Annotated in this window: 17 protein-coding genes; 9 read left to right on the top strand and 8 right to left on the bottom strand. The window is 32.7% G+C overall.

Features of this window, described 5'->3' with window-relative positions; genetic code table 11:
- Positions 1–81: 81 nt before the first annotated feature.
- Positions 82–1,164, bottom strand: coding sequence for a DNA polymerase IV (dinB, locus tag QWY99_RS21240; RefSeq protein WP_290267844.1), 1,083 nt, complete (start codon positions 1,162–1,164; stop codon positions 82–84).
- Positions 1,165–1,353: 189 nt separating this feature from the next.
- Here dinB and QWY99_RS21235 point away from each other — a divergent pair, with 189 nt between their 5' ends.
- The 3 genes from QWY99_RS21235 (at position 1,354) to QWY99_RS21225 (ending at position 5,674) form a co-directional block, all read left to right on the top strand.
- Positions 1,354–2,079 carry a metallophosphoesterase family protein gene (locus QWY99_RS21235; RefSeq protein WP_290267841.1) on the top strand — a complete coding sequence of 242 codons (726 nt, stop codon included), beginning with the start codon at positions 1,354–1,356 and terminating at the stop codon, positions 2,077–2,079.
- Between the two features lie 44 nt (positions 2,080–2,123).
- Entirely contained in the window at positions 2,124–2,633 is a 510-nt protein-coding gene (locus QWY99_RS21230; protein ID WP_290267839.1) for a DUF6646 family protein, read from the top strand.
- 482 nt (positions 2,634–3,115) lie between these two features.
- On the top strand, positions 3,116–5,674 hold the full coding sequence (locus QWY99_RS21225; RefSeq protein WP_290267837.1) for a pectate lyase family protein: 2,559 nt from the start codon (positions 3,116–3,118) through the stop codon (positions 5,672–5,674).
- Positions 5,675–6,060: 386 nt separating this feature from the next.
- Here QWY99_RS21225 and amaB read toward each other — a convergent pair whose 3' ends face one another.
- The 5 genes from amaB to QWY99_RS21200 all read right to left on the bottom strand — a co-directional run bounded on the left by amaB (position 6,061) and on the right by QWY99_RS21200 (position 11,550).
- Positions 6,061–7,614 carry an L-piperidine-6-carboxylate dehydrogenase gene (amaB, locus tag QWY99_RS21220; RefSeq protein ID WP_290267836.1) on the bottom strand — a complete coding sequence of 518 codons (1,554 nt, stop codon included), beginning with the start codon at positions 7,612–7,614 and terminating at the stop codon, positions 6,061–6,063.
- A gap of 85 nt (positions 7,615–7,699) precedes the next feature.
- Positions 7,700–8,593, bottom strand: a complete 894-nt coding sequence (locus QWY99_RS21215; RefSeq protein WP_290267834.1) for a CorA family divalent cation transporter — start codon at positions 8,591–8,593, stop codon at positions 7,700–7,702.
- A gap of 176 nt (positions 8,594–8,769) precedes the next feature.
- Positions 8,770–9,696 carry a magnesium transporter CorA family protein gene (locus QWY99_RS21210; RefSeq protein WP_290267832.1) on the bottom strand — a complete coding sequence of 309 codons (927 nt, stop codon included), beginning with the start codon at positions 9,694–9,696 and terminating at the stop codon, positions 8,770–8,772.
- 144 nt (positions 9,697–9,840) lie between these two features.
- Positions 9,841–10,380 carry a 3-hydroxyanthranilate 3,4-dioxygenase gene (locus QWY99_RS21205; protein WP_290267830.1) on the bottom strand — a complete coding sequence of 180 codons (540 nt, stop codon included), beginning with the start codon at positions 10,378–10,380 and terminating at the stop codon, positions 9,841–9,843.
- Between the two features lie 105 nt (positions 10,381–10,485).
- Positions 10,486–11,550 (bottom strand): endonuclease/exonuclease/phosphatase family protein, encoded by a 1,065-nt coding sequence (locus QWY99_RS21200; protein WP_290268273.1) that lies wholly within the window; start codon positions 11,548–11,550, stop codon positions 10,486–10,488.
- Between the two features lie 171 nt (positions 11,551–11,721).
- Between QWY99_RS21200 and QWY99_RS21195 the strand changes: the two genes are divergently transcribed.
- The 4 genes from QWY99_RS21195 (at position 11,722) to QWY99_RS21180 (ending at position 15,682) form a co-directional block, all read left to right on the top strand.
- On the top strand, positions 11,722–12,741 hold the full coding sequence (locus tag QWY99_RS21195) for an XAC2610-related protein (RefSeq protein WP_290267828.1): 1,020 nt from the start codon (positions 11,722–11,724) through the stop codon (positions 12,739–12,741).
- A 115-nt stretch (positions 12,742–12,856) separates the two neighbouring features.
- Complete coding sequence (locus QWY99_RS21190) at positions 12,857–13,756, top strand: S66 peptidase family protein (protein ID WP_290268272.1); 900 nt, start codon at positions 12,857–12,859, stop codon at positions 13,754–13,756.
- Positions 13,757–14,548: 792 nt separating this feature from the next.
- Positions 14,549–14,908, top strand: a complete 360-nt coding sequence (locus QWY99_RS21185; protein WP_290267826.1) for a YraN family protein — start codon at positions 14,549–14,551, stop codon at positions 14,906–14,908.
- Positions 14,909–15,025: 117 nt separating this feature from the next.
- Complete coding sequence (locus QWY99_RS21180; RefSeq protein WP_035618292.1) at positions 15,026–15,682, top strand: aspartate kinase; 657 nt, start codon at positions 15,026–15,028, stop codon at positions 15,680–15,682.
- Positions 15,683–15,775: 93 nt separating this feature from the next.
- On the opposite strand, the gene mfd is transcribed toward QWY99_RS21180, so the two are convergent.
- Together mfd and QWY99_RS21170 are read right to left on the bottom strand one after the other, a co-directional pair.
- Positions 15,776–19,144 carry a transcription-repair coupling factor gene (gene mfd, locus QWY99_RS21175; RefSeq protein WP_290267820.1) on the bottom strand — a complete coding sequence of 1,123 codons (3,369 nt, stop codon included), beginning with the start codon at positions 19,142–19,144 and terminating at the stop codon, positions 15,776–15,778.
- On the bottom strand, positions 19,137–19,742 hold the full coding sequence (locus QWY99_RS21170) for a hypothetical protein (RefSeq protein WP_290267819.1): 606 nt from the start codon (positions 19,740–19,742) through the stop codon (positions 19,137–19,139). The genes mfd and QWY99_RS21170 overlap by 8 nt, the downstream gene beginning before the upstream one ends.
- Before the next feature lie 228 nt (positions 19,743–19,970).
- On the opposite strand from QWY99_RS21170, the gene QWY99_RS21165 reads away from it, so the two are divergent.
- Together QWY99_RS21165 and QWY99_RS21160 are read left to right on the top strand one after the other, a co-directional pair.
- Positions 19,971–20,918 (top strand): L-threonine 3-dehydrogenase, encoded by a 948-nt coding sequence (locus QWY99_RS21165; protein ID WP_290267818.1) that lies wholly within the window; start codon positions 19,971–19,973, stop codon positions 20,916–20,918.
- 210 nt (positions 20,919–21,128) lie between these two features.
- Positions 21,129–22,337, top strand: coding sequence for a DUF418 domain-containing protein (locus QWY99_RS21160; protein ID WP_290267817.1), 1,209 nt, complete (start codon positions 21,129–21,131; stop codon positions 22,335–22,337).
- Positions 22,338–22,414 lie beyond the last annotated feature (77 nt).

The following is a 22,414-nucleotide window of genomic DNA, read 5'->3' as shown; positions in this document are numbered from 1 at the left end:
GAAATCACAAGAAATTGAAGTTTATAGAGCCTTACAATAAACTTAAAAACTAAAGAAACACTTAACACTTATCTAACAAAGTCAAAAGCTAAACTTAAGCTGAACAACGATTGCTTTCTTAACTTCGGTATTAAGATTGCTTAATGAGATACCAAGTAATCGAACTGAATCTTTCATTCTCTCTTGATAGAGTAGCTCCCGTACGGTTTCAAGAATCAAGTTTTTATCTGCTATGAAATAAGGTAACGTTTTACTTCGAGTTTGTTGTGTAAAATCACTATACTTTATTTTAAGAGTAACCGTTTTACCAGAAATCTTGTGCTTCTGCAAACGTCTCTCTAAAGAACTAGCAATTCGTTCTAGTTGCTCCATCATAAAAATCTCTGAAGACAGATTGACATCAAAAGTATGTTCTGCAGCCACCGATTTTGTAATTCTATTGGATTTCACTTCGCTATTATGAATACCACGTACAACATGATAATAAAACGCACCTGATTTTCCGAAATGCTTCTCTAGAAACTCTAAGCTTTTACTCTTCAAATCTGTTCCAGTAAAAACACCCAACTGATACATTTTTTCGGTAGTTACCTTCCCTACTCCATAAAACTTCCGAATTGGCAACTCTTCCAAAAAAGCAATTACCTCATCGGGATTTACTGTTTTTTGACCGTTGGGTTTATTGTAATCACTCGCAATTTTAGCTACAAACTTATTGACAGAAATTCCTGCTGAAGCGGTTAACCCAACTTCATTAAAAATTCGCAATCTAATTTCTTCTGCCAATAAGCTCGCACTTGGATTTCCTTTTTTGTTAATTGTTACATCTAGATAGGCTTCGTCAAGCGAAAGTGGCTCAACCAAGTCAGTATATTCATGAAAAATTTTATGAATTTTATTAGAGATCTCTTTATATCGATCAAAACGGGGTCGAACAAAAATAAGTTGTGGACAATTGCGTTTTGCTTGCATACCACTTATGGCACTACGAACTCCGAATTTACGGGCTTCATAACTTGCTGCTGCAACAACACCACGATTCTCAGAACCACCAACAGCTATAGGTTTACCGCGTAAATCTGGATTATCCATTTGTTCTACCGAAGCATAAAATGCATCCATATCAATATGGATAATTTTTCGATATGTAGGTACCTCAGACATAATACAAATTTAGATAGGAAACCGACAATAGAGAATAAAAAGGTCATAAATATTTATCTATTTAAGTTAAATTTTTAATGTAAATCAAACAGTAATAGATTTTAAACATAATATCAAAGATTAACAAGTGAATAAGCAAAAACCAAATGAATTTCTCCTATTTTTGTAAGTACATTACAAAATAATAAAATGAGAACATTCGTTATTGGAGACATACACGGTGGCTTAATTGCTTTGAAACAAGTACTCGAAAGAGCTGCTGTAACAAACAAAGACACCTTAATTTTCTTGGGTGATTATGTTGATGGCTGGAGTCAATCGCCACAAGTGATTGATTTTTTAATTGAACTAAAACAAAAACAAAACTGTATTTGTATCCGAGGTAATCACGACGACTTACTACAACAATGGATGAGAGATGGCAAGGACAATGAATTATGGCATCATCATGGTGGTGAATCAACTGTTCTTGCATACGAGTCGATTTCAGAAACTCACAAACAAATACATGTATCTTTCCTAGAATCATTACAAGGCTATTACCTAGATTCTGAAAATAGATTATTTATTCATGCCGGTTTTACTAATTTAAGAGGTGTGACGTATGAATATTCATTCGAATCTTTTTTTTGGGACAGAACATTATGGGAAACGGCTATGGCCTTAGATCCAAATATGGAAACGGACTCGCTACTCTACCCAAAAAGATTAAAACTGTATAAAGAAATCTTTATTGGTCATACTCCAGTTACTAGAATTCACGAAACAGTTCCAATACAAAAAGCTAATGTTTGGAACGTTGATACCGGAGCTGCTTTTACAGGAAGATTAACGATACTAGATATTGACAGTAAAGAATTCTGGCAGAGTGATCCGCTAAACGAATTGTATTTTGACGAAAAAGGTAGGAATTGATATATAAAACCTTATTTTTGCAAAAAAATAAATCCCTCAATTTTATGAAAAAGATTATTACACTTGCATTTTTATTAGTATTTGGTTTAACCCAAGCACAACAAGCATTTAGCGGAAAAGGCGACACTAAAGTTAACATCGGTGCAAACATTCAAGATGGTGGTACTGGTATTCAAGGTTCTATAGATTTTGGTCTAGGAGAAAATTTCTCTGTTGGAGTTGTAAGTAGCTATTTATTAGACGTAAAACAATATGATATTCTTGGTTCAACAATAAAGCCAGAATTTAAAGATCGTTTTGATGCAAAAGTTAGAATGAACGCAAACTTAGGTAGCGTTATAAATGTTGATGAAAAACTAGATGTTTATCCAGGTTTAAGCCTTGGATTAAGAAATTTTGGTGGTCATGTTGGTGGTCGTTATTTCTTTACAGAAGGTTTTGGAGTATTTACTGAACTAGGATTTCCAATCGCAAAATATGGTAACAACGATAGATTATTTGATCATTTAAATAATCAATTTACTTTTAGCTTAGGAGCTTCATTCAGTTTATAGAAATATAAAAACAATATTTTTAAGGCTTAATAGCCTAAACATATTTAAAAGGTCATTTGAAATTTCAAATGACCTTTTTTTATATAAACGTTCAATTGTGATAAAAAGAAAGACGAATTATCAAAATCAAACTTCAATAAGTTTTATTTAACAGAATAAAAAAGCAGTATTTTTTTACAAGTGTACAAAAAAAACAACTCCTATCGAGTTGTTTTTTTTTGTCGATAATTTATCCAAATCAACAGATAAGAAAAGACAACACACAAGCAAAACTAACACATCCGAAAAACACAAAGCAAAAGAAACCACATTGAACAATCAACTCATAAAACCTTAATTTTTTTTGTAATACATATTTTTTATCTAAAATAATTATTAAATAAATAATTTTATATACATTCGTGTAATCGATTACATTTTAGCACTATAATTAACAACCAAAGTAACCTATTAAAAACCAACCATTAAGAAAAACTAGAATTATGAAAAAACTTTTACTTTTTTTGACAATTTCACTTGCCTCTATTCAAGTATGGGCACAACAAGTTGCAATAAATGAAGCAACAGGCTGGCTTGAATCAGCCTATGTAAAATGGCAACCTGTAGCAAATGCTCAAAGTTATAATGTGTACTATACTGGTATGGGGATAACGGATCAAAAAATAGACAATCAACTTATTCGCAGCTACGGAACCTATTTCCGCGCAGACATACCTGGGATCAAAGCAGGTTCCTACACTATAAAAGTAAAACCAGTTATTGCTGGCACAGAAGGAAGTGGATCAACTACAAATTCTGTCACTGTAAAAGCCCACGATCGGGCAGGATTTGCTTTCTCAAACAATCGCGTGCCTGGTGCGTACAACGCAGACGGAACTCCAAAGAATGGAGCTGTTATTGTATATATAACCGAAAATACTAAAAATAACGTTTCGTTAGCAGTAACAGGAGCAACTCCAAGTCCTTCGGTAGGCTTGCAATCCATATTAGATGGATATAAAAAAGGCAAAGACTTGCGCCCTTTAATTATTCGTATGATAGGACAAATAACAGATTTAGATTATATGCTAGCTGGTGATATCGTAATCGAAAATAACAATGTAGCCTCTTCATATATTACCGTAGAAGGAATTGGTGATGATGCTGTTGCTGACGGATGGGGAATCCGAATCAAAAATGCATCAAATATTGAGATTCGCAACTTAGGTACGATGAACTGTGACAGTGGTGAAGGTGATAATATCGGTCTCCAACAAAACAATGATTACGTTTGGGTCCACAATTGCGATTTCTTTTACGGAAATGCGGGTAGCGATGCCGATCAGATAAAAGGGGATGGTGCATTAGATAGTAAAAAATCAAATTACGTTACCTTCTCATACAATCACTTTTGGGATAGCGGAAAATCGAACCTATTAGGCTTAAGCGAAGGTGCTAATCCGGGATATGTTACCTATCACCACAATTGGTACAACCATTCTGACTCACGTCATCCACGCGTACGCTATTATTCCGCTCATATCTATAACAACTATTATGATGGTAATTCAAAATATGGATCAGGAGCAACTTTAGGATCTTCTTTGTTTATGGAAGCAAATTACTTCCGAAACACAAAAAATCCTATGTTAACGTCTATGCAAGGAACAGATATTTGGAGTAGCGTTAAACAGGCAAACGATGCCGCTAACCAAGGTACCTTCTCCAATGAAGCTGGTGGATCAATAAAAGCATTTAATAATATCTTAGATGCATCTGTCGGAACTAACTCAATGCGTTTTGTAGCATATGCCGATCCAAATCCGTTGTACAATATTGCTGGTAAAATTAACTCCACGACAGATTTCGATGCCTATGTAGCTTTAACAAGAAACGAACAAGTGCCTTCAACAGTTAAATCTAGTGCTGGTGGAAACGTTTACAACAACTTCGATACAAATGTAGCAATAATGTACTCGTATACGCCAGATAGCCCACAAGATGCAAGAACTAATGTAATGCAATATGCTGGTCGTGTAAACGGTGGTGACTTTAAATTTACTTTTGATAATGCAGTAGATGACGCTTCATATACCGTAAATACACCATTAAAAAATGCATTAACAACATATAAAACTGCATTAAAAGCAATTCAAGGAGAACAAACAACGCCAACTAGCAGTCAAACATTAATTGCAACAACAAATAATACAAACCAAGACGTAACAGAAAACACTGCAATTCAATCAATTGTTTTAACTTGGGGAGGCGATGCAACTGATGTAACCGTAACTGGATTACCAGCATCTGGAATTAACGTAGCAAAGAACACTTCTGCAAGAACCATCACTATCTCAGGTACACCTTCTGCAAACGTATCCTATTCAGCTACTACAATTGGTGCTTCAGGAACGCCAGCAACATTAACTGGAAAAATAACAGTGTTACCTACAGGAACGGGAACAGGAACTCAAATACACAACTTTACAACTTCTATCAAAGAAAGTTCTTTCTACAACATAACAGGTAACATGAATTCTACAGCAGGATCTGTAACCTATTCTGGTTTAACATTAACTGCACGTTTAAAACTAGAAACAAACACAAATATAGTTTACACAACAACTAATGAGACTACATTGACATTAGTATTCGACAGCTCTTTCTCAGGAAAAGTAAAAATAAACGGTATTAACTATACTGCAAGTGCAGGAATAATTAACATCACGGTTCCAGCTGGAAACAATACAATTACGAAAGGTGACACAGCAAACTTATTCTATATAAGCACCGAATACAAAACTACATTACGAGTTGATAACAACAGTATTCAAACTAAAAAAATGATCTTGTATCCAAATCCAGTAACAGACTACTTGCATATAACGAATTCAGATCAAAATATTGAAAACGTAACAATTTACAATATGACAGGTTCACAAGTTAAAAGAACTGAAAAAGGGATTGAAACTATAGATATGAGTACGTTAACTTCTGGAACTTACTTAGTAAAAGTTCAAACAACTGAAGGTGTTACAAATCAAATAATCATCAAAAAATAACCTAATAATAATTAGCTACAATAAAGGCTTCCAATACAAGGAAGCCTTTATTTATTATATTAATCTTTGAGGATAATTATTTTAACACATAGTTCCAATAGCTATCGGAACATAACTTAACAAAACCTAAAAAAGACGTTTCACTTAAAATAAACCACATAAGCTATGTGAAAAAAAAATAATTTTTCTTAAATCTCCTTTGATTATTAATTCTACTCCGATTGCTATAAAAACAATGCCACTATGTGTTAAAATCAATTTTTACAACCCGAACAAAGCGAATTGACGAAGTAATTGCAACCAAAAGAATATTCTGAACAAGTCATAAAAAAAACCGCTTCTTCTAAACAAATTAGAAAAAACGGTTTCTATATAAAAACGTATTATTACAAATCAAATTTTATTCCTTGAGCCAATGGCAAACTTGTAGTGTAATTGATTGTGTTAGTTTGACGACGCATATAAATTTTCCAAGCATCTGAACCTGATTCACGACCACCTCCAGTTTCTTTCTCACCACCAAATGCACCACCAATTTCTGCACCAGAAGTTCCTATGTTAACATTTGCAATTCCGCAATCAGAACCTACAACAGATAAGAAATATTCTGCTTCACGTAAATTGTTTGTCATAATTGCTGAAGATAAACCTTGAGCAACACCATTCTGAATATCAACAGCATTTTCAACAGTTCCGCTATATTTTATCAAATATAAAACAGGCGCAAATGTCTCATGTTGAACAATTTCAAATGAATTTTCTGCTTCTGCAATAGCTGGTTTTACATAACAACCACTTTCATAACCTTCACCAGAAAGTACTCCACCTTCTACAAGAATTTTTCCACCTTCGGCAACAACTTTAGTTAAAGCATTCGCATACATTGCTACTGCATCTGTATCGATAAGTGGACCAACATGATTGTTTTCATCTAAAGGATTTCCGATACGTAACTGTTTGTAAGCCGAAACAATCGCATCTTTTACTTTGTCATAAATACTTTCGTGAATAATTAAACGACGAGTCGAAGTACAGCGCTGTCCTGCTGTCCCTACTGCACCAAAAACGGCACCAATAACAGTCATTTTGATGTCTGCATCTGGAGTAACAATAATAGCATTGTTTCCACCTAATTCTAATAATGATTTACCTAAACGTCCCGCAACTGCTTGTGCAACAATTTTACCCATACGAGTAGATCCTGTAGCCGAAATTAAAGGAATACGTTTATCATTCGTCATTAACTCCCCTACTTTGTAATCTCCGTTAATCAAACAAGAAATTCCTTCTGGAAGGTTGTTCTCTTTAATTACCTGAGCAATTATATTTTGGCAAGCTATTCCGCAAAGTGGTGTTTTCTCAGATGGTTTCCACACACAAACGTCTCCACAAATCCAAGCCAAAGCAGTATTCCAAGACCAAACTGCAACTGGAAAGTTAAATGCCGAAATAATTCCGACAACTCCCATTGGATGGTATTGCTCATACATACGATGTCCAGGACGCTCTGAATGCATTGTTAAACCGTGAAGCTGACGAGATAATCCAACTGCGAAATCGCAAATATCAATCATCTCTTGAACTTCTCCATATCCTTCTTGTAATGATTTCCCCATTTCATAAGAAACCAACTTACCTAAAGCTTCTTTATTCTGACGCAATTTTTCACCAAACTGACGCACAATTTCTCCACGTTGTGGTGCTGGCATTAGTCTAAATACTTTAAATGCATCTGTTGCTGTTTGCATTACTTTTTCATAATCTTCAGCTGTTGATGTTTTTACCGATGCAATTAATTTTCCGTCTACTGGCGAAAAACTATCTAAGGTGTCTCCTGAAGAAAAATGATTTATTCCAGTTGATGTCCCTTCGTTTACGGCTTTTATACCCAATTGCGCCAATGCGTCTTTCATTCCGAATTGCTCTGCTATTGTTATCATTGTAACTTTTTTGTTAAAAATTGTTATATTTTTTTATGTAAATATATCTGAATTAATTTATCTACAAAAATTTAATTGTTTTAGATTACATAATGTTTTTCTTTTTGAACCAAATATAAATAAAAACACACATGATAAACATAAAAAGAATTGCATACAAATAACCAAATTTCCATTCCAATTCTGGCATATATTTAAAGTTCATTCCATAAACCCCAACTAAGAAAGTTAAGGGCAAGAAAAAAGCAGAAAAAACAGTTAATAGTTTAACCACATCATTATTTTTCTGAGCAGTTACTGATAAAAATGTGTTCATTAAATTTATCGCATCCTCCATTGCCTCTTCGTAAGCTAATATAAGCTTAACAAGATTGTCTTTTACATCCTCTAGTGCTGATGAATTTTCTTCTGGTACATGAATTTTATTGATAACATTTTGTGTAAGCACTAATAATTTTTTGGTAATTCTCGTTTCTGCTTTCTGAAAATAAAGATCTTCTAAAGAGATTTTGTTTTGCTGTTTTAAGAAAATTGTTTTCTCTACTTCATCAATTTGATCTGTTTGCCATTGCGAAGGTCCACTGTAAGTTAAAACAATAGCTTTAAAAATGTGAATTAGCAATTCATAAACCGAATTACATTTTGATTCTGATTTAAAAATCTCTTCTAAGAAAGGAAAAGGAGTTCGATGAATTGTTATTAATTGCTCTTCATTATAGAAAAAAGCTACCTTATTAGAAAGTTCTTCTACGGTAGAATTATTATCATATTCATTTGCTGTATATGCCCTTAGAATAATGAAATTAAAATTCTTAATCTTTTCAATTTTAGGTAAATGCCCATGTTCAACCGAGTCCTTGACAGGAAAAACCTCTAAGTCAAACTTTTTGGCAATGTTTTCTAATTGCTCTTCTGTTGGACCTTTGATATCAAGCCAATTAAACGTTTCGAATGATTTTTCGGAGATATTTTTAGCCATTATACTTTTTAATTTTAATTTGAGGTTGCTTCTAAACCTATAAAGTTACGATTAAGGAATTGAAACAAGCAAAATGATTTGAGTTTCAAGCAACTATTAAAGAAGAAATATTAAGAAAGCAACGTAAAAGAAAATTTACATTGCTTTATATTGAATTTATGTATAACTAAAACGAATTAAAACATGTTCTTTTTCTTAAACAAGAAAACACCACAAATTGATATGACCAATGAAATCAATAAGATTATAACAAAACCATAATTGTTTTCCTGAAGGTTATTTGGAACGTTCATCCCATATAAACTTGCTACCAATGTTGGAATCATTAAAATTATAGATATTGAAGTCAATCTTTTCATAATAACATTTAAGTTATTCGAAATTACCGATGCATAAGCATCCATCATACCGGTTAAGATATTACTGTAAATATTAGTAGTTTCTTCAGCTTGTCTTAACTCGATTTCTACATCCTCTAGTAAAACGGGATCAAAATCTTCTTTATGGTTTTTCAGATTTTTAATTCTATGAAACAATACATCGTTGCCTTTTAATGAAGTAATAAAGAATACTAAACACTTTTCTATTTGAAGCAATGCTTGTAATTCTTCATTTTTGATTGACTTTTCGAGGTTATCCTCTGCCAGTCGAATACGTTGATTTATTTGTTTTAAGTATTTTAAGAACCAAATACTTGAAGATAAAAGCAATCTTAAAACTAAGTCGAAATGGTTCTTTACATCCGATTTTTTACGTTGCGTATATAATACAAAATCTGATAAAATTTCAACTTGATGGAAACATAGCGATACAAAAACATCATCTTTAAACATAAGCCCTAAAGGCGCTGTATTGAAAGGCAATTTGGCATCATTACTTTTAAAAGGAATTCGCAATATGATAAGAAACCAACCGTTTTCAATTTCGATACGAGGGCGCTCGTCAATATCTTCAATATCGTTATAAAATGCTTCAGGGATTTGTAACTCTTCGAGTAAAAACTTAGTTTCTTCCTGTGTTGGACAAACTACATTGGTCCATTTGTTTTTTTCACGGTTTTCTGTTGGAAACAAACCGTTGTTGTTTTTGTAAAAGGTAATCATAATGCAAAACGTTATTATAGGAATAGCGCATGCATGATGCAACAACTACTCCTGTTTATCTATCTTCTTCCTCGAATAATAATCGTCCATGTGGATAATTTATTTTTTTTGCAAAAGTATGCCTTTTATGTAAAAAACTCAGATTTATTTTTTAGCAACAAATCTTGGATCAGATTCCATTACAGTTCCACAATTTGTGCAGGTTCTCAAAACTTTAGAATTGTAGAAATGCTCAAAGTGAGGTAAGAAATCTTTCTCGATATTATGAAGTTCAAAAAACACTTCATACAATTTTTGATTACAAGTATCACAATACCAAAGCAATCCATCTTTAAGTCCTTTGCCAACTCGTTTTCTTTCGATTACCAAACCTATAGATCCTTCAGAACGTACCGGAGAATGAGGTACATGAGCAGGATGAAGATACATATCTCCGGCATGCAAATCCATTTCCTTACGTTCTCCATCTTCTTGAATAATAACTTTTATGCTACCTTCAAGTTGATAAAACAATTCTTCTGTTTCGTTATAATGATAATCTTTGCGGGCATTTGGTCCTGCAACAACCATTACGATATAATCGCCTGATTCGACATATAAATTCTTATTACCAACAGGTGGTTTTAGTAAGTGACGATTATCATCAATCCATTTAGTAAGATTGAAAGGTTTTGCTATAGCCATAATTATGGGGGTGCTAAGTTTTGAGGTGCTAAGTTACTAAAAAGTTCACAGTATCAATACCAGTTTACAGTCGCAGTTTACAATCTAAATACAGAAAAACGCGAATTATTTAACTTCTTTAATAAGGTAAATATAAACCGGTAAATGATCGCTAAAACCAACCTCATTCGATCCGTGACGCAACGGATATCCTTTGTATTTACCTGAATTTTGTATTAAAAATGATTTATTAAAGATTCCTGCTTTCCAAAATTGAAAGGAACTAAAATCGGATTTAATCAAAGATTGACTAACTAGAATCTGGTCAAAAATATCCCACCAATCGCGATACGCAATAGTTCCCATTCCTCTTTTAGCCATATTCTCAAATGGATTATATATTCCAAATTCATTAACCTCATTCTTATTTGCCTTAGCTCCAAGTGAAATTTTGATACTTTTGTTATAAGGCCCATCATTAAAATCTCCCATTGTAATAACTTTAGCATCAGAATTAATTCGCTGTAAGGAATCAATTATTTTACGATTCAAAGCTCCAGCCAATTCACGATATGGACTCGATCTTTGTTCTCCGCCTGAACGAGACGGCCAGTGATTTACTATAATACTTATTTCTTCTCCATCTAAAAACCCAGACACTAATAATTGATCTCGAGTAAATACACGTTTCTTTGAATTTATAACTGTATCGCTATTCTTTTCTGTGGGGTTTTTATAAATGATAAGTGGAATATTTGAATAGGTAATTGGCTTGAAATATTTTTTCTGATACAATAGAGCGACATCTATCCCTCGTTGGTCGGGCGAATCAAAATGAATAATTCCATATTCCTTATCTATTAATTTAGGTTGTTTTATTAAATCCTCAAGAACACCTCTATTTTCTATTTCGGCACATCCTATAAAAGTAGGTGCATTAGGATTTTCTGGCGTTCCAATTTCCGACAAAACTCTAGCAAGGTTCTCTAATTTTTTATTATATCTCTGAGATGTCCAATGTCGAGATCCTTTTGGTGTCCAATCATTATCACGAACATTAGCATTATTTATGGTATCAAAAAGATTTTCAACATTATAAAAAGCTGCAGTATGAATCGTATACTTTTTTGTTTGTGCACTAGATTGCACTATCAATAAGTTTAAAAAAACAAAGGCATAAAAGGCAGTCATTCGCATTGTCACATCTACTTAAAGCAATTAATTAAAAGAAAATTCTTTCAAATATAAGCTAATTCATTTAAATAAGAAGTTCAAAAATAGTTTGTATAATGGTTATCTTTGTTTTGTTTAATCTTATTTAGATTCTAAATACGGAATCTACACTGAAAACATTGCTATAAAATGAAATTTTCAACCACAGCTTTACTTCTCTTTATATTCAATTTTACTTTTGCTCAAACTATATTTAAAGTAGATCATTTCTCAAAAGAATATTTTGGAAAAATCTTCATCGCAGACACTTCCGAAGTATTTTCAAAAGGTTGGATTGCTATTCATGATGCTAAATCAAACAAACAAATCATAAAAGTTGAATCTGAAGAATTAGCATTGACTTTACATAACGGAAAAGCATTGGCAAACATAAAAGCATTGCCATACGGAGAACAAAGTTTAATCTTGTATGAAGATTACAATTTTGATGGAATAAAGGACTTTGCCATATCTGATGGACAAAATAGCTGCTACCACGGACCTTCTTTTAAAATATATTTAGCCACTAAAACAGGCTTTAAATTCAGCCCAGATTTTACAGCTCTTGCACAAGAATACTGCGGTATGTTTAATGTAGATTATAAAGAGAAGAAAATAAACGTGATGACTAAAAGTGGGTGTTGCTGGCATCAATTCTCTGAATTTATAGTTGAAAATAACAAACCTAAAGTAATCAAGATAGTCGAGGATAATCAAATGGACTTTCCATACAGCAATTATTCCGAACAAAATTGGGATGGTAAAAAAATGGTAGTAACATCTAAAAGAACAATTTCATTAGATGAGGGAGAAGGAATCAAAACTATATTGTCTTTTGAAGTTGATAAAAATCAAAAACAAGTTGTTCTATTTAATCACAATGACCGAGTACTAAACTATGTTTTGATTGACAAAAATGATGAAGTTGAATTTTCGTACCCAATAAATATTGTTTATCAAAATCCAGATTTTACCTTTGACAAAAAAAACAATTCTGTTACTTTTAAAAACAAAGATGTAGTTTATACGATCTATGATAACCAGAATAGTATTGGAATAACAATAACAACTGGCGGAAAAACATACAACTGGACTGGAAACATTGCTAGCAAAAAAGGAAAAATAAAAGATATAACTGCAACACCACTAGATAACGTTGTTGTAAACTAAAAATAGAAAAATGAATACGAACCCATTACGATACCTAAAGAAACATTTTGCTTTTTGTAAATTCACATTTCTTATTTTTGCTTTACAATCATTCACCTGTCAATCTCAACAAAACATGATAACACCTCCTTATTTACAAAAAGGCGATACAGTTGCCCTAGTAGCAACAGCAAGAAAAAACATCGATGATAATTTAAAGCCTACAATCGACTTACTTAAGAGTTGGGGAATAGAAGCTGTAATAGGAAGTACAATAGGGTTAGATACCAATCAGCTTGCAGGAACTGACGAGCAACGTGCAGCCGATTTTCAGCATCAAATGGACAATCCAAACATTAAAGCAATTTGGTGTGTTCGTGGTGGTTATGGTACAGTTCGAATGATTGACTTATTGGATTTCACAAAATTCAAACAACATCCTAAGTGGGTTATAGGTTTTAGTGATGTAACTGTTTTACACAATCATCTTAATACGATGGGCTACAAATCAATTCATGGTATAATGCCTGTTAGTATTCCTCGTGCTACTCCAGATGCAGTTGCAACTATGAAAATGGCTTTATTCGGTAATCCAATATCATATTCAATTTCGCCAGATCCAATGAACCGATTTGGTAAAGCTACTGGTGAACTAGTTGGAGGTAATTTATCTATATTGTATAGTTTATTAGGATCGAAATCATCTATTGATTGTCATGACAAAATACTTTTTATAGAAGATCTTGATGAATATCTTTATCATATTGATCGCATGATGATGAACTTAAAACGCAATGGCTGTATCGAAAATCTAAAAGGAATAATGATTGGAGCCATGACCAAAATGAAAGATAATGATATTCCTTGGGGAAAAAATGCATTGGAAATTATTGATGATGTTACCAAAAAATACAATATCCCAGTAATTTTTAATTTCCCAGCAGGACATATCCAAGACAATAGAGCTTTAGTAATGGGAAGCACAGTTACCATAGATGTAAACAAATCTGGAAGTACGGTTACTTTTGATAAATAATATTTTGTACTTATTTTGTAACGAATCCCATACGATGCAAAAATTAATCTCGAAAAGACGCAGAGAAACCAAATTTAAACTTTGCGACTTTGCGTCTTTGCGAGAAAACTATATGTTACCCCCTCACACAACAGTTAGCAAATAAGACTGTCATTCGCCCCCTCAGGATGATACTAATGAATACCGTGACTGTAATCTGTTATTTTGACTACGATTAGTACTCTGGCATAATACATTGTAATGGATACGCCACAAAAATAAATCTCGCAAAGACGCAGAGTCGCAAAGAAAACAAATGCAACCTTTGTGTCTATGTGTCATTTCGAGAAAACTATCTGTTACCCCCAACACACAACAGTTAACAAATAAGACTGTCCTTCAACTCCCCTCAGAAAGTACGGTTACTTTTGATAAATAATATTATATACTTATTTTGTATTAAATGTCATACGATGCAAAATTAATCTCGCAAAGACGCAACGTCGCAAAGAAAACAAATGCAAACTTTGCGTCTCTGTGTCTTTGCGAGAAACTATCTGTTAAGCCTAATACACAACAGTTAGAAACTGAGAATGCAAACAAATTTATGAAGAGCTACAAACGGAGTTTCTCGAAACCTGAAACCTGAAACTTGTAACTCAAACTGTAACTCAAACTGTGACTCAAACTGTGACTGAATACTGTGACTGAATACTGTGACTGAATACTGTGACTGAATACTGTGACTGAATACTGCGACTGAATACTGCGACTGAATACCGAGAATAAATACTAATTTCATAATACTCAAAAATGGCTGAACACAACGAACTAGGAAAAATAGGAGAAGAACTTGCAGTAGAATACCTTCAACAAAACGGTTATAAAATTCTTGATACCAATTGGACTTTTCAAAAAGCCGAAATTGATATTATAGCTACCAAAGAAAACATCTTGATTATTGTAGAAGTAAAAACAAGGTCAAGCCTCGAATTTGGCTTACCACAAGATTTTGTGAATCCAAAAAAAATTCAATTACTGGTAAAAGCCGTGAATGCCTACATAGACGATAGGAAAATAGACTTTGAAGTGCGCTTTGACATCGTTGCAATCCATAAAAACAAGGAATCCTTTGTTATAGAACATCTTATAGATGCTTTTTATCATTTTTAACACAATTTTTTATTGTTATATTTGTAACAAATTGTTTTTTATTTTATATTTGCAAAAAAATATAACACACAATTAACTAAACCAACCACACTAATTTAGTACAAAAACCAGAAAATTATGAAAACCGTTTCCTCCATCGTAGAAAATTACATCAAAACGAAGCCTTTTTTATTAAATGCATTATCTCTCGGTATTATTAATTTAACTTCATTATCTAGAAATATAATGACCGAATTAGAAAGCGAGTTTGGCAAAGAAGTAAAACAAGGAGCTGTAGTAATGTCGTTAAAACGATTAACGGAAGAATTAGACTTTAAGTTAAACCACAAGATTAATAAAGTAATCAAGAATATTGGCGAGATTACTGTTCGCTCAGAACTTACTGATTACACTTTTGCAGCATCTGAAACTGTTTTAAACAAACAAGCCGATTTAATTTCAGATATTAATACATTATCAGATATATTCTACACCTCATCACGTGGTGTTAATGAAACCAATATTGTTGTTAGTAGTAGCATAAATCAACTCGTTGAAAAACACTTTGCTCGTGAAAAATTAATTCAGAAATTGAGCAATTTAGCTTCAATTACTGTAAAATTACCAAAAGAAAATATCGTGGTTCCTGGTATATATTATTTCATTTTTCAACGTTTAGCGTGGGAAGGGATTATAATAAATGAGGTAATCTCTACATCAAATGAATTTACAATTCTAGTAAGTGAAGATCAAGTAGATATCGCTTTTAAGGTAATTAAAGATTTGAAAAACTAAAGATATTTAAATATTTAATGTGCTTAAAATTATATTCTAAAAGGAAAAATAAAAATGGCGTATGAGATTTCATACGCCATTTTTATTTTTAAGCTATTGCTTTTCAAACATCTCCATTAATTCTAAGGCTCTTCGAGTAGATTTAACATTATCAAAAGTTATCAAAAGGCGTAAACCTGCTGGTGTTTGTTTTTCTTTCATTACACAAATAGCACTATTTGTTTGTACAAACTGTATCACTTTATGGAAACGCTTAGAATGGTAATAATCTGATTGCTGATCGGAGACAAAATAACCAATCATCTTGCCTTTCTTGAGAACCAGTTTTTCGATTCCGATTCTGGTGGCAATCCATTTTATGCGGATGCTATTCATTAAAGCAATCGCTCTTGGTGGCATTGGTCCAAAACGGTCGATTAGTTTATTCTGAAAAACAACCAATTCTTCTTCGTTTTTGACTGCTCCTAACTCGTTGTACAAACTTAAACGCTCATTCACATTATTGATATATTCGTCAGAAAACAACAATTCGAAATCGGTATCCATTTGCAAGTCTTTTACATACTCCTTGGTTTCGATATTATTTTCTTCAGGATATAGATCTTTAAACTCATTTTCTTTTAATTCCTCGATGGCTTCGTTCATGATTTTCTGATAGGTATCAAATCCGATCTCATTAATAAAACCACTTTGTTCACCTCCTAACAAATCTCCTGCTCCACGAATCTCAAGATCTTTCATGGCAATATTAAAACCACTTCCTAGCTCACTAAATTGTTCTAGAGCCTGAATCCTTTTACGAGCATCTTCTGTCATTGATGAATATGGCGGACAGATGAAATAACAGAATGCTTTTTTATTACTTCTACCTACTCTACCACGCATTTGATGCAAATCAGACAATCCGAAGTTATTGGCATTATTAATAAAAATGGTATTTGCATTTGGCACATCCAAACCACTTTCAATAATCGTTGTGGCAACCAAAACATCAAAATCACCATTCATAAACGCCAACATTAATTCTTCAAGCTTAGCACCTTCCATTTGGCCGTGTCCAATTCCAACTCTGGCATTTGGAACCAAGCGCTGAATCATTCCTGCAACTTCTTTTATATTTTCAATTCGGTTATTGATAAAGAATACTTGCCCGTTACGCTGAATTTCATACGAAATCGCATCACGAATTAATTCTTCACTAAACCCAACTACATTAGTTTCTATAGGATAACGATTAGGCGGAGGCGTTGTAATAACTGATAAATCTCGCGCTGCCATTAAAGAGAATTGTAATGTTCTAGGAATTGGCGTTGCTGTCAATGTCAATGTATCAACATTCGCAGCAATCGTTTTAAGTTTATCTTTTACATTAACTCCAAACTTTTGTTCCTCATCAACAATTAGCAATCCTAAGTCTTTAAAAATGACATTTTTATTTACTAACTGATGTGTTCCAATTACAATATCAAGTTTTCCTTCGGCTAAATCTTTTAAGGTTTGTGCCTTTTGTTTTGCAGTTCTAAAACGGTTCAGATACCCAATAGAAACAGGCATTTCTTTTAATCGCTCCGAAAAAGTGCGATAGTGTTGGTAGGCTAGAATTGTTGTAGGTACCAAAACGGCTACTTGCTTACTATTATCTACTGCTTTGAAAGCGGCACGAATTGCAACCTCAGTTTTACCGAATCCAACATCACCACAAACCAAACGATCCATTGGTCGATCGCTTTCCATATCTGCTTTTACTTCCTGTGTTGACTTAGTCTGATCTGGCGTGTCTTCGTAGATAAACGAACTTTCTAATTCGTTTTGTAAATAACTATCTGGAGCAAACTGAAATCCTTTTTCCAATCTTCTTTTAGCATACAACTGAATAAGATTGAATGCAATGTGTTTGACACGTGCTTTAGTTTTTTGTTTTAATATCTTCCAAGCATTAGAGCCTAACTTATAAATTTTAGGTGGAGTTCCGTCTTTACCGTTGTATTTTGAAATTTTGTGAAGCGAGTGAATACTCACATACACGATATCATTATCCGCATAAACCAATTTGATGGCTTCTTGCGTTTTCCCTTCTACTTGAATTTTTTGTAAACCGCCAAATCTTCCAATTCCGTGATCAATATGCGTTACATAATCTCCAACCGATAAAGTGGTAAGTTCTTTAAGCGTAATATTCTGCTTTTTAGAATATCCGTTTTTAATGTTGAATTTATGGTAACGCTCAAAAATCTGATGATCGGTATAACAAGTAATCTGATTTTCATCATCGATAAAACCTTGATACAATGGTAAAACTACAGTATGATATTGCTTACGAATATTCTCAGAATTGGCTTCGTCTAAAGTTTCAAAAATATCATGAAATCGTTTTGCCTGTGCGTCATTCGAACAAAACAAGTAATTTTTGTATCCGTTAAAATGATTCTCACTTAAGTTATTCAGTAACAAATCAAACTGTTTATTGAATGATGGTTGTGGCTGAATATGGAAATCATATTTCTTTTTTGTTTTAAAAATTGGCTTACTGGCTAATTCTACAATCGAAAAATCCAATGCCTTTTTGATAAACGAACTCTGATTTAAGAATAACTGATCTGGCGTAGCATGCTTTATATCCTTTGATAATTTCTCATATGCTTCTTCTGCTCTTGCAAATTGCTTATCTAACTGACTTAAAAATCCATCTGTATTTTGGATAAAAAGCACTGTTTTTTCAGAAATATAATCTAGGAAACTCTCTCTATTTTCTTGAAAAATTTTATTCTCGACATTCGGGATAATCGTAATCTTTTTGTGTGTCTCGACAGATAATTGTGTCCCAACATCAAAGCTTCGAATACTATCGACTTCATTTCCAAAAAACTCAATTCGATACGGGTTATCATTCGAAAAAGAAAACACATCGACGATTCCACCACGAACAGAAAACTCTCCTGGTTCGGTAATGAAATCTACTCTTTTGAATTCATATTCGAATAAAACTTCGTTGATAAAATCGATCGATATTTTATCCCCAACTGATACTTTCAACGTATTCTTATCCAATTCTTTTCGAGTCACTACTTTTTCAAATAATGCTTCGGGATAAGAAACGATTATTGCCGGTTTTTTGCGCGAGTTAATTCGGTTGAGAACTTCTGCACGAAGCAAGACATTAGCATTGTCTGTATCCTCAATCTGATATGGTCTTCGATACGAACCTGGATAAAACAATACATCTTGCTCACCAACCATTTGCTCTAAATCATTCAAATAATAAGCTGCTTCTTCCTTATTATCTAAAATAATAAGAAAAGGCAATGCTGCTTTTTTAAACAAAGAACGAATTACAAATGAAACTGCCGAACCTAACAAACCGTTAAGATGCAGTTTTACTTCATTATTTTCTAATAACTGATCGGCAATTTGCTGTGTTTTTGGCAAATTATCATACGTAGTATATAAAGCACTCTTACTCAACTCTTGGGGTATTTGGATCTATGGGCGTACTGGGAATTGCTCTTGCAGTATCCTTTATCATTTTCATTAATTCTGATTCTCCTTCTTCTAATGGAATTTTATTCTTCTCAACTATTTTATCCATTTGTCTTTCTAAAGAGACCAACTCTTTATTGATATCTCCTATTAAAGCAACAACTTTTTGATCTGGAATTTTATCTAAATGAATATATAAATCCATCATTTTTATCTTAGTAATTAAGACAGAAATCCTACTTTTTATTTGTTGTTTATTGAATTGTTCCGGGATATTATTATTTAATGCAATTGCTTTTTGGGCAATAGCACTCGATTTTTTTTGAAAAGCACCAATTGTTTTTTTAGGTTTTCCCTTTAGCTCCTCCAGAAACTGGCGCCATTCGTTCCAACTTTTTATAGTTTCTTCTGAAACTGTATTGATTGGTGTATCATAAAAAACCCAGCCTTTATTGATATTATTAAAAATTAGTTCTTTCTTTTTAGCTTCTTTTTTATTTTCGGCAAGTCGCTTCTCATCTTGATTTTGACAAGAATTTAAAAGAAAAACAAAAAGAAGGAAAAGAGATATTCTATATTTCATCGGTTCAAACGTTAGACTACAAAGTTACAAAGTAAATTTACAATTACGAATTCCCATTTAAGAAGAAGTTATGATTTAATTGTTCTGTTTTTAATCTACTTACTAAAACAGCTATCGGTGAACAATCATGAGAAACAAACACTCTTTTTGAGAAGTTATTAAATAATAGATAGTCAATTAAAATATAATTGCGAAATCGTTACCTTTGCTAGACTAAACAAACTTAACATGAATCCTAAAATTTTAATCATTGGTGCTTGTGGCCAAATTGGAACGGAGCTTACACAAAAACTACGCAAATTATACGGAACTGAAAACGTAATTGCTTCAGACATTCGTAAACTAAATACAGATGTTGTTAATTCTGGTCCTTTTGAAGTTGTAAATGCCTTAGATTTCAATCAAATAGAGCACCTTGTAGAGGTTCATAAAATAACCGACATTTATTTAATGGCAGCTTTACTATCTGCTACAGCCGAAAAAAACCCTGCCTTTGCTTGGGATTTAAACATGAACTCTTTATTTCACGTTTTAAATTTAGCTAAAGCAAAAAAAATAAAAAAGGTTTTCTGGCCATCAAGTATTGCTGTTTTTGGACCAACTACTCCCAAAGAAAACACACCACAATATACCGTAATGGAACCTTCTACTGTTTATGGAATTAGCAAACAGGCTGGTGAAAGATGGTGCGAATACTACCATAATATCTATGGTGTAGATGTACGAAGCATTCGTTATCCAGGTCTAATCAGTTGGTCATCTCCTCCTGGTGGTGGAACAACAGATTATGCTGTTGATATTTTCTATAAGGCTATTGCTGATAAAAAATACGAGTGCTTTTTATCTTCTGAAACTAAAATGCCGATGATGTATATGGATGATGCAATCGATGCAACCATTAATATTATGAAAGCACCTATTGAGCAAATCAAAATTCATTCTTCATACAATTTAGCAGCAATGAGTTTTACACCAACAGAAATTGCAAACGAAATTAAAAAACATATTCCTGAATTTGAGATTACTTACAACCCTGATTTCCGTCAGAAAATCGCTGATAGCTGGCCTGCAAGTATCGACGACAGTTCTGCGCGAGAAGATTGGGATTGGAAACATACTTTTGATCTTGAAACAATGACAAAAGATATGTTAGAGCATTTAGGTGACAAAAAATAAGCAATCATTTTCACATTCTAAAAGTCCGTTTTTTTTAAAGTAATCTCTTTAAAAAAATGGACTTTTATCATTTACAAAATAGCCAAATTAATTAGTCTATATTATTTCTGTTTTTACAATTAACCACTGTGTAATTTTATTACTTTTAGTGCGTTTTTAACAAACACACTAACCAAAATAATTTAAAAAACCACAAATCAAGTTAATTATATGACAAAATCATTTCAGCCGATTCAAGAAGACAAGCGAACTCCAATCGTTGATATCCTAAGAGGATGGGCATTATTAGGAGTTGCAATTGGAAACTACGTAGATTATATTCATATCGGATTACCTACTAAAATAGTTAACAATACATTTTCCGATATTCTTCAAATTTTTAACCGTTATTTTTTTGCAGCAAAATCATGGACATTATTAACAGTCCTCTTTGGTTATGGCTTTGCAATTTTAATTACCAACATCAGCAACAAAGGCAAAAACCCAGTCGCTTTTTTTAGCTGGAGAATGATTTTACTTTTTGTATTAGCATTCATCAATTCGGCTTTTTGGCTTGGCGACATTTTAAAAGATTACGCCTTTTTGGGACTACTCTTGTTGCTCTTTTATAAAAGCTCAACAAAAACATTAACAGTTCTATGTAGCCTTCTTTTCATTTCAATTCCTTTTGTCGCTGCTTATGTAAACAGCATAAAAACAGAATATACCGCGATTACGACAAGCGTAGAATACCTCAAATTATATTATTCAGGAAACTGGCTAGATTTCTTTAATTTTAACTTATTAGCCTCCTATTATGAACAAATAATTATTCCAGGATATGCAATCACGGCTCACCTTGTAATGTTTACCTGCATGCTTTTTGGTTTTTTACTTCAAAAAGTAAACTTTTTTAGTCGTTTAAACGAAATGAGAAAACTTTTAAAATATACTCTTTTTATAAGTTTGTTTTTCTCAATAGTACTGGGAGTAATCTTTGAAATGGCTCGAATTAATAAAACTAATTACTTCGTCTTTTTTAATCCTTTTTATTGGATGATTTTAAGTACTATGCTGTTTATTGCAACGGGAATTTCTTTGTTATATATAAATAACAAACTAAAAACTATATTTAACTACTTTAAGTTTGGCGGTAAAATGACATTGACTAATTATATCTTTCAAAATATATTAGGTGCGTTTATTTTCTCTGGAATTGGTTTAGGAATAGGAAACACAATGCCTTATTGGTTTTACTTTTCATTAGCTGTTTTTGTTTTTATTGCTCAATTATTTATTAGCAAATGGTGGCTTTCAAAATATAATTACGGCCCAATAGAATGGCTCTGGAGATCTGCTAGTTATAGAGAGTTATTCCCTTTTAAAAAACCAGCACAAAATAATGTTCAGATAGAACAAAATACAAAAATTACGGAGTAAAATTCTATTATCAAAATAATTCTACATACAAAAAGCCCTTAAAAACAAATGTCTTTAAGGGCTTTTATGTTATAAAA

Origin of the sequence: Flavobacterium branchiarum (assembly GCF_030409845.1) — a bacterium.
GTDB classification, from domain to species: domain Bacteria; phylum Bacteroidota; class Bacteroidia; order Flavobacteriales; family Flavobacteriaceae; genus Flavobacterium; species Flavobacterium branchiarum.
The sequence above is the reverse complement of the archived record's forward strand: the minus strand, read 5'-3'. Positions and strand labels throughout refer to the sequence as shown.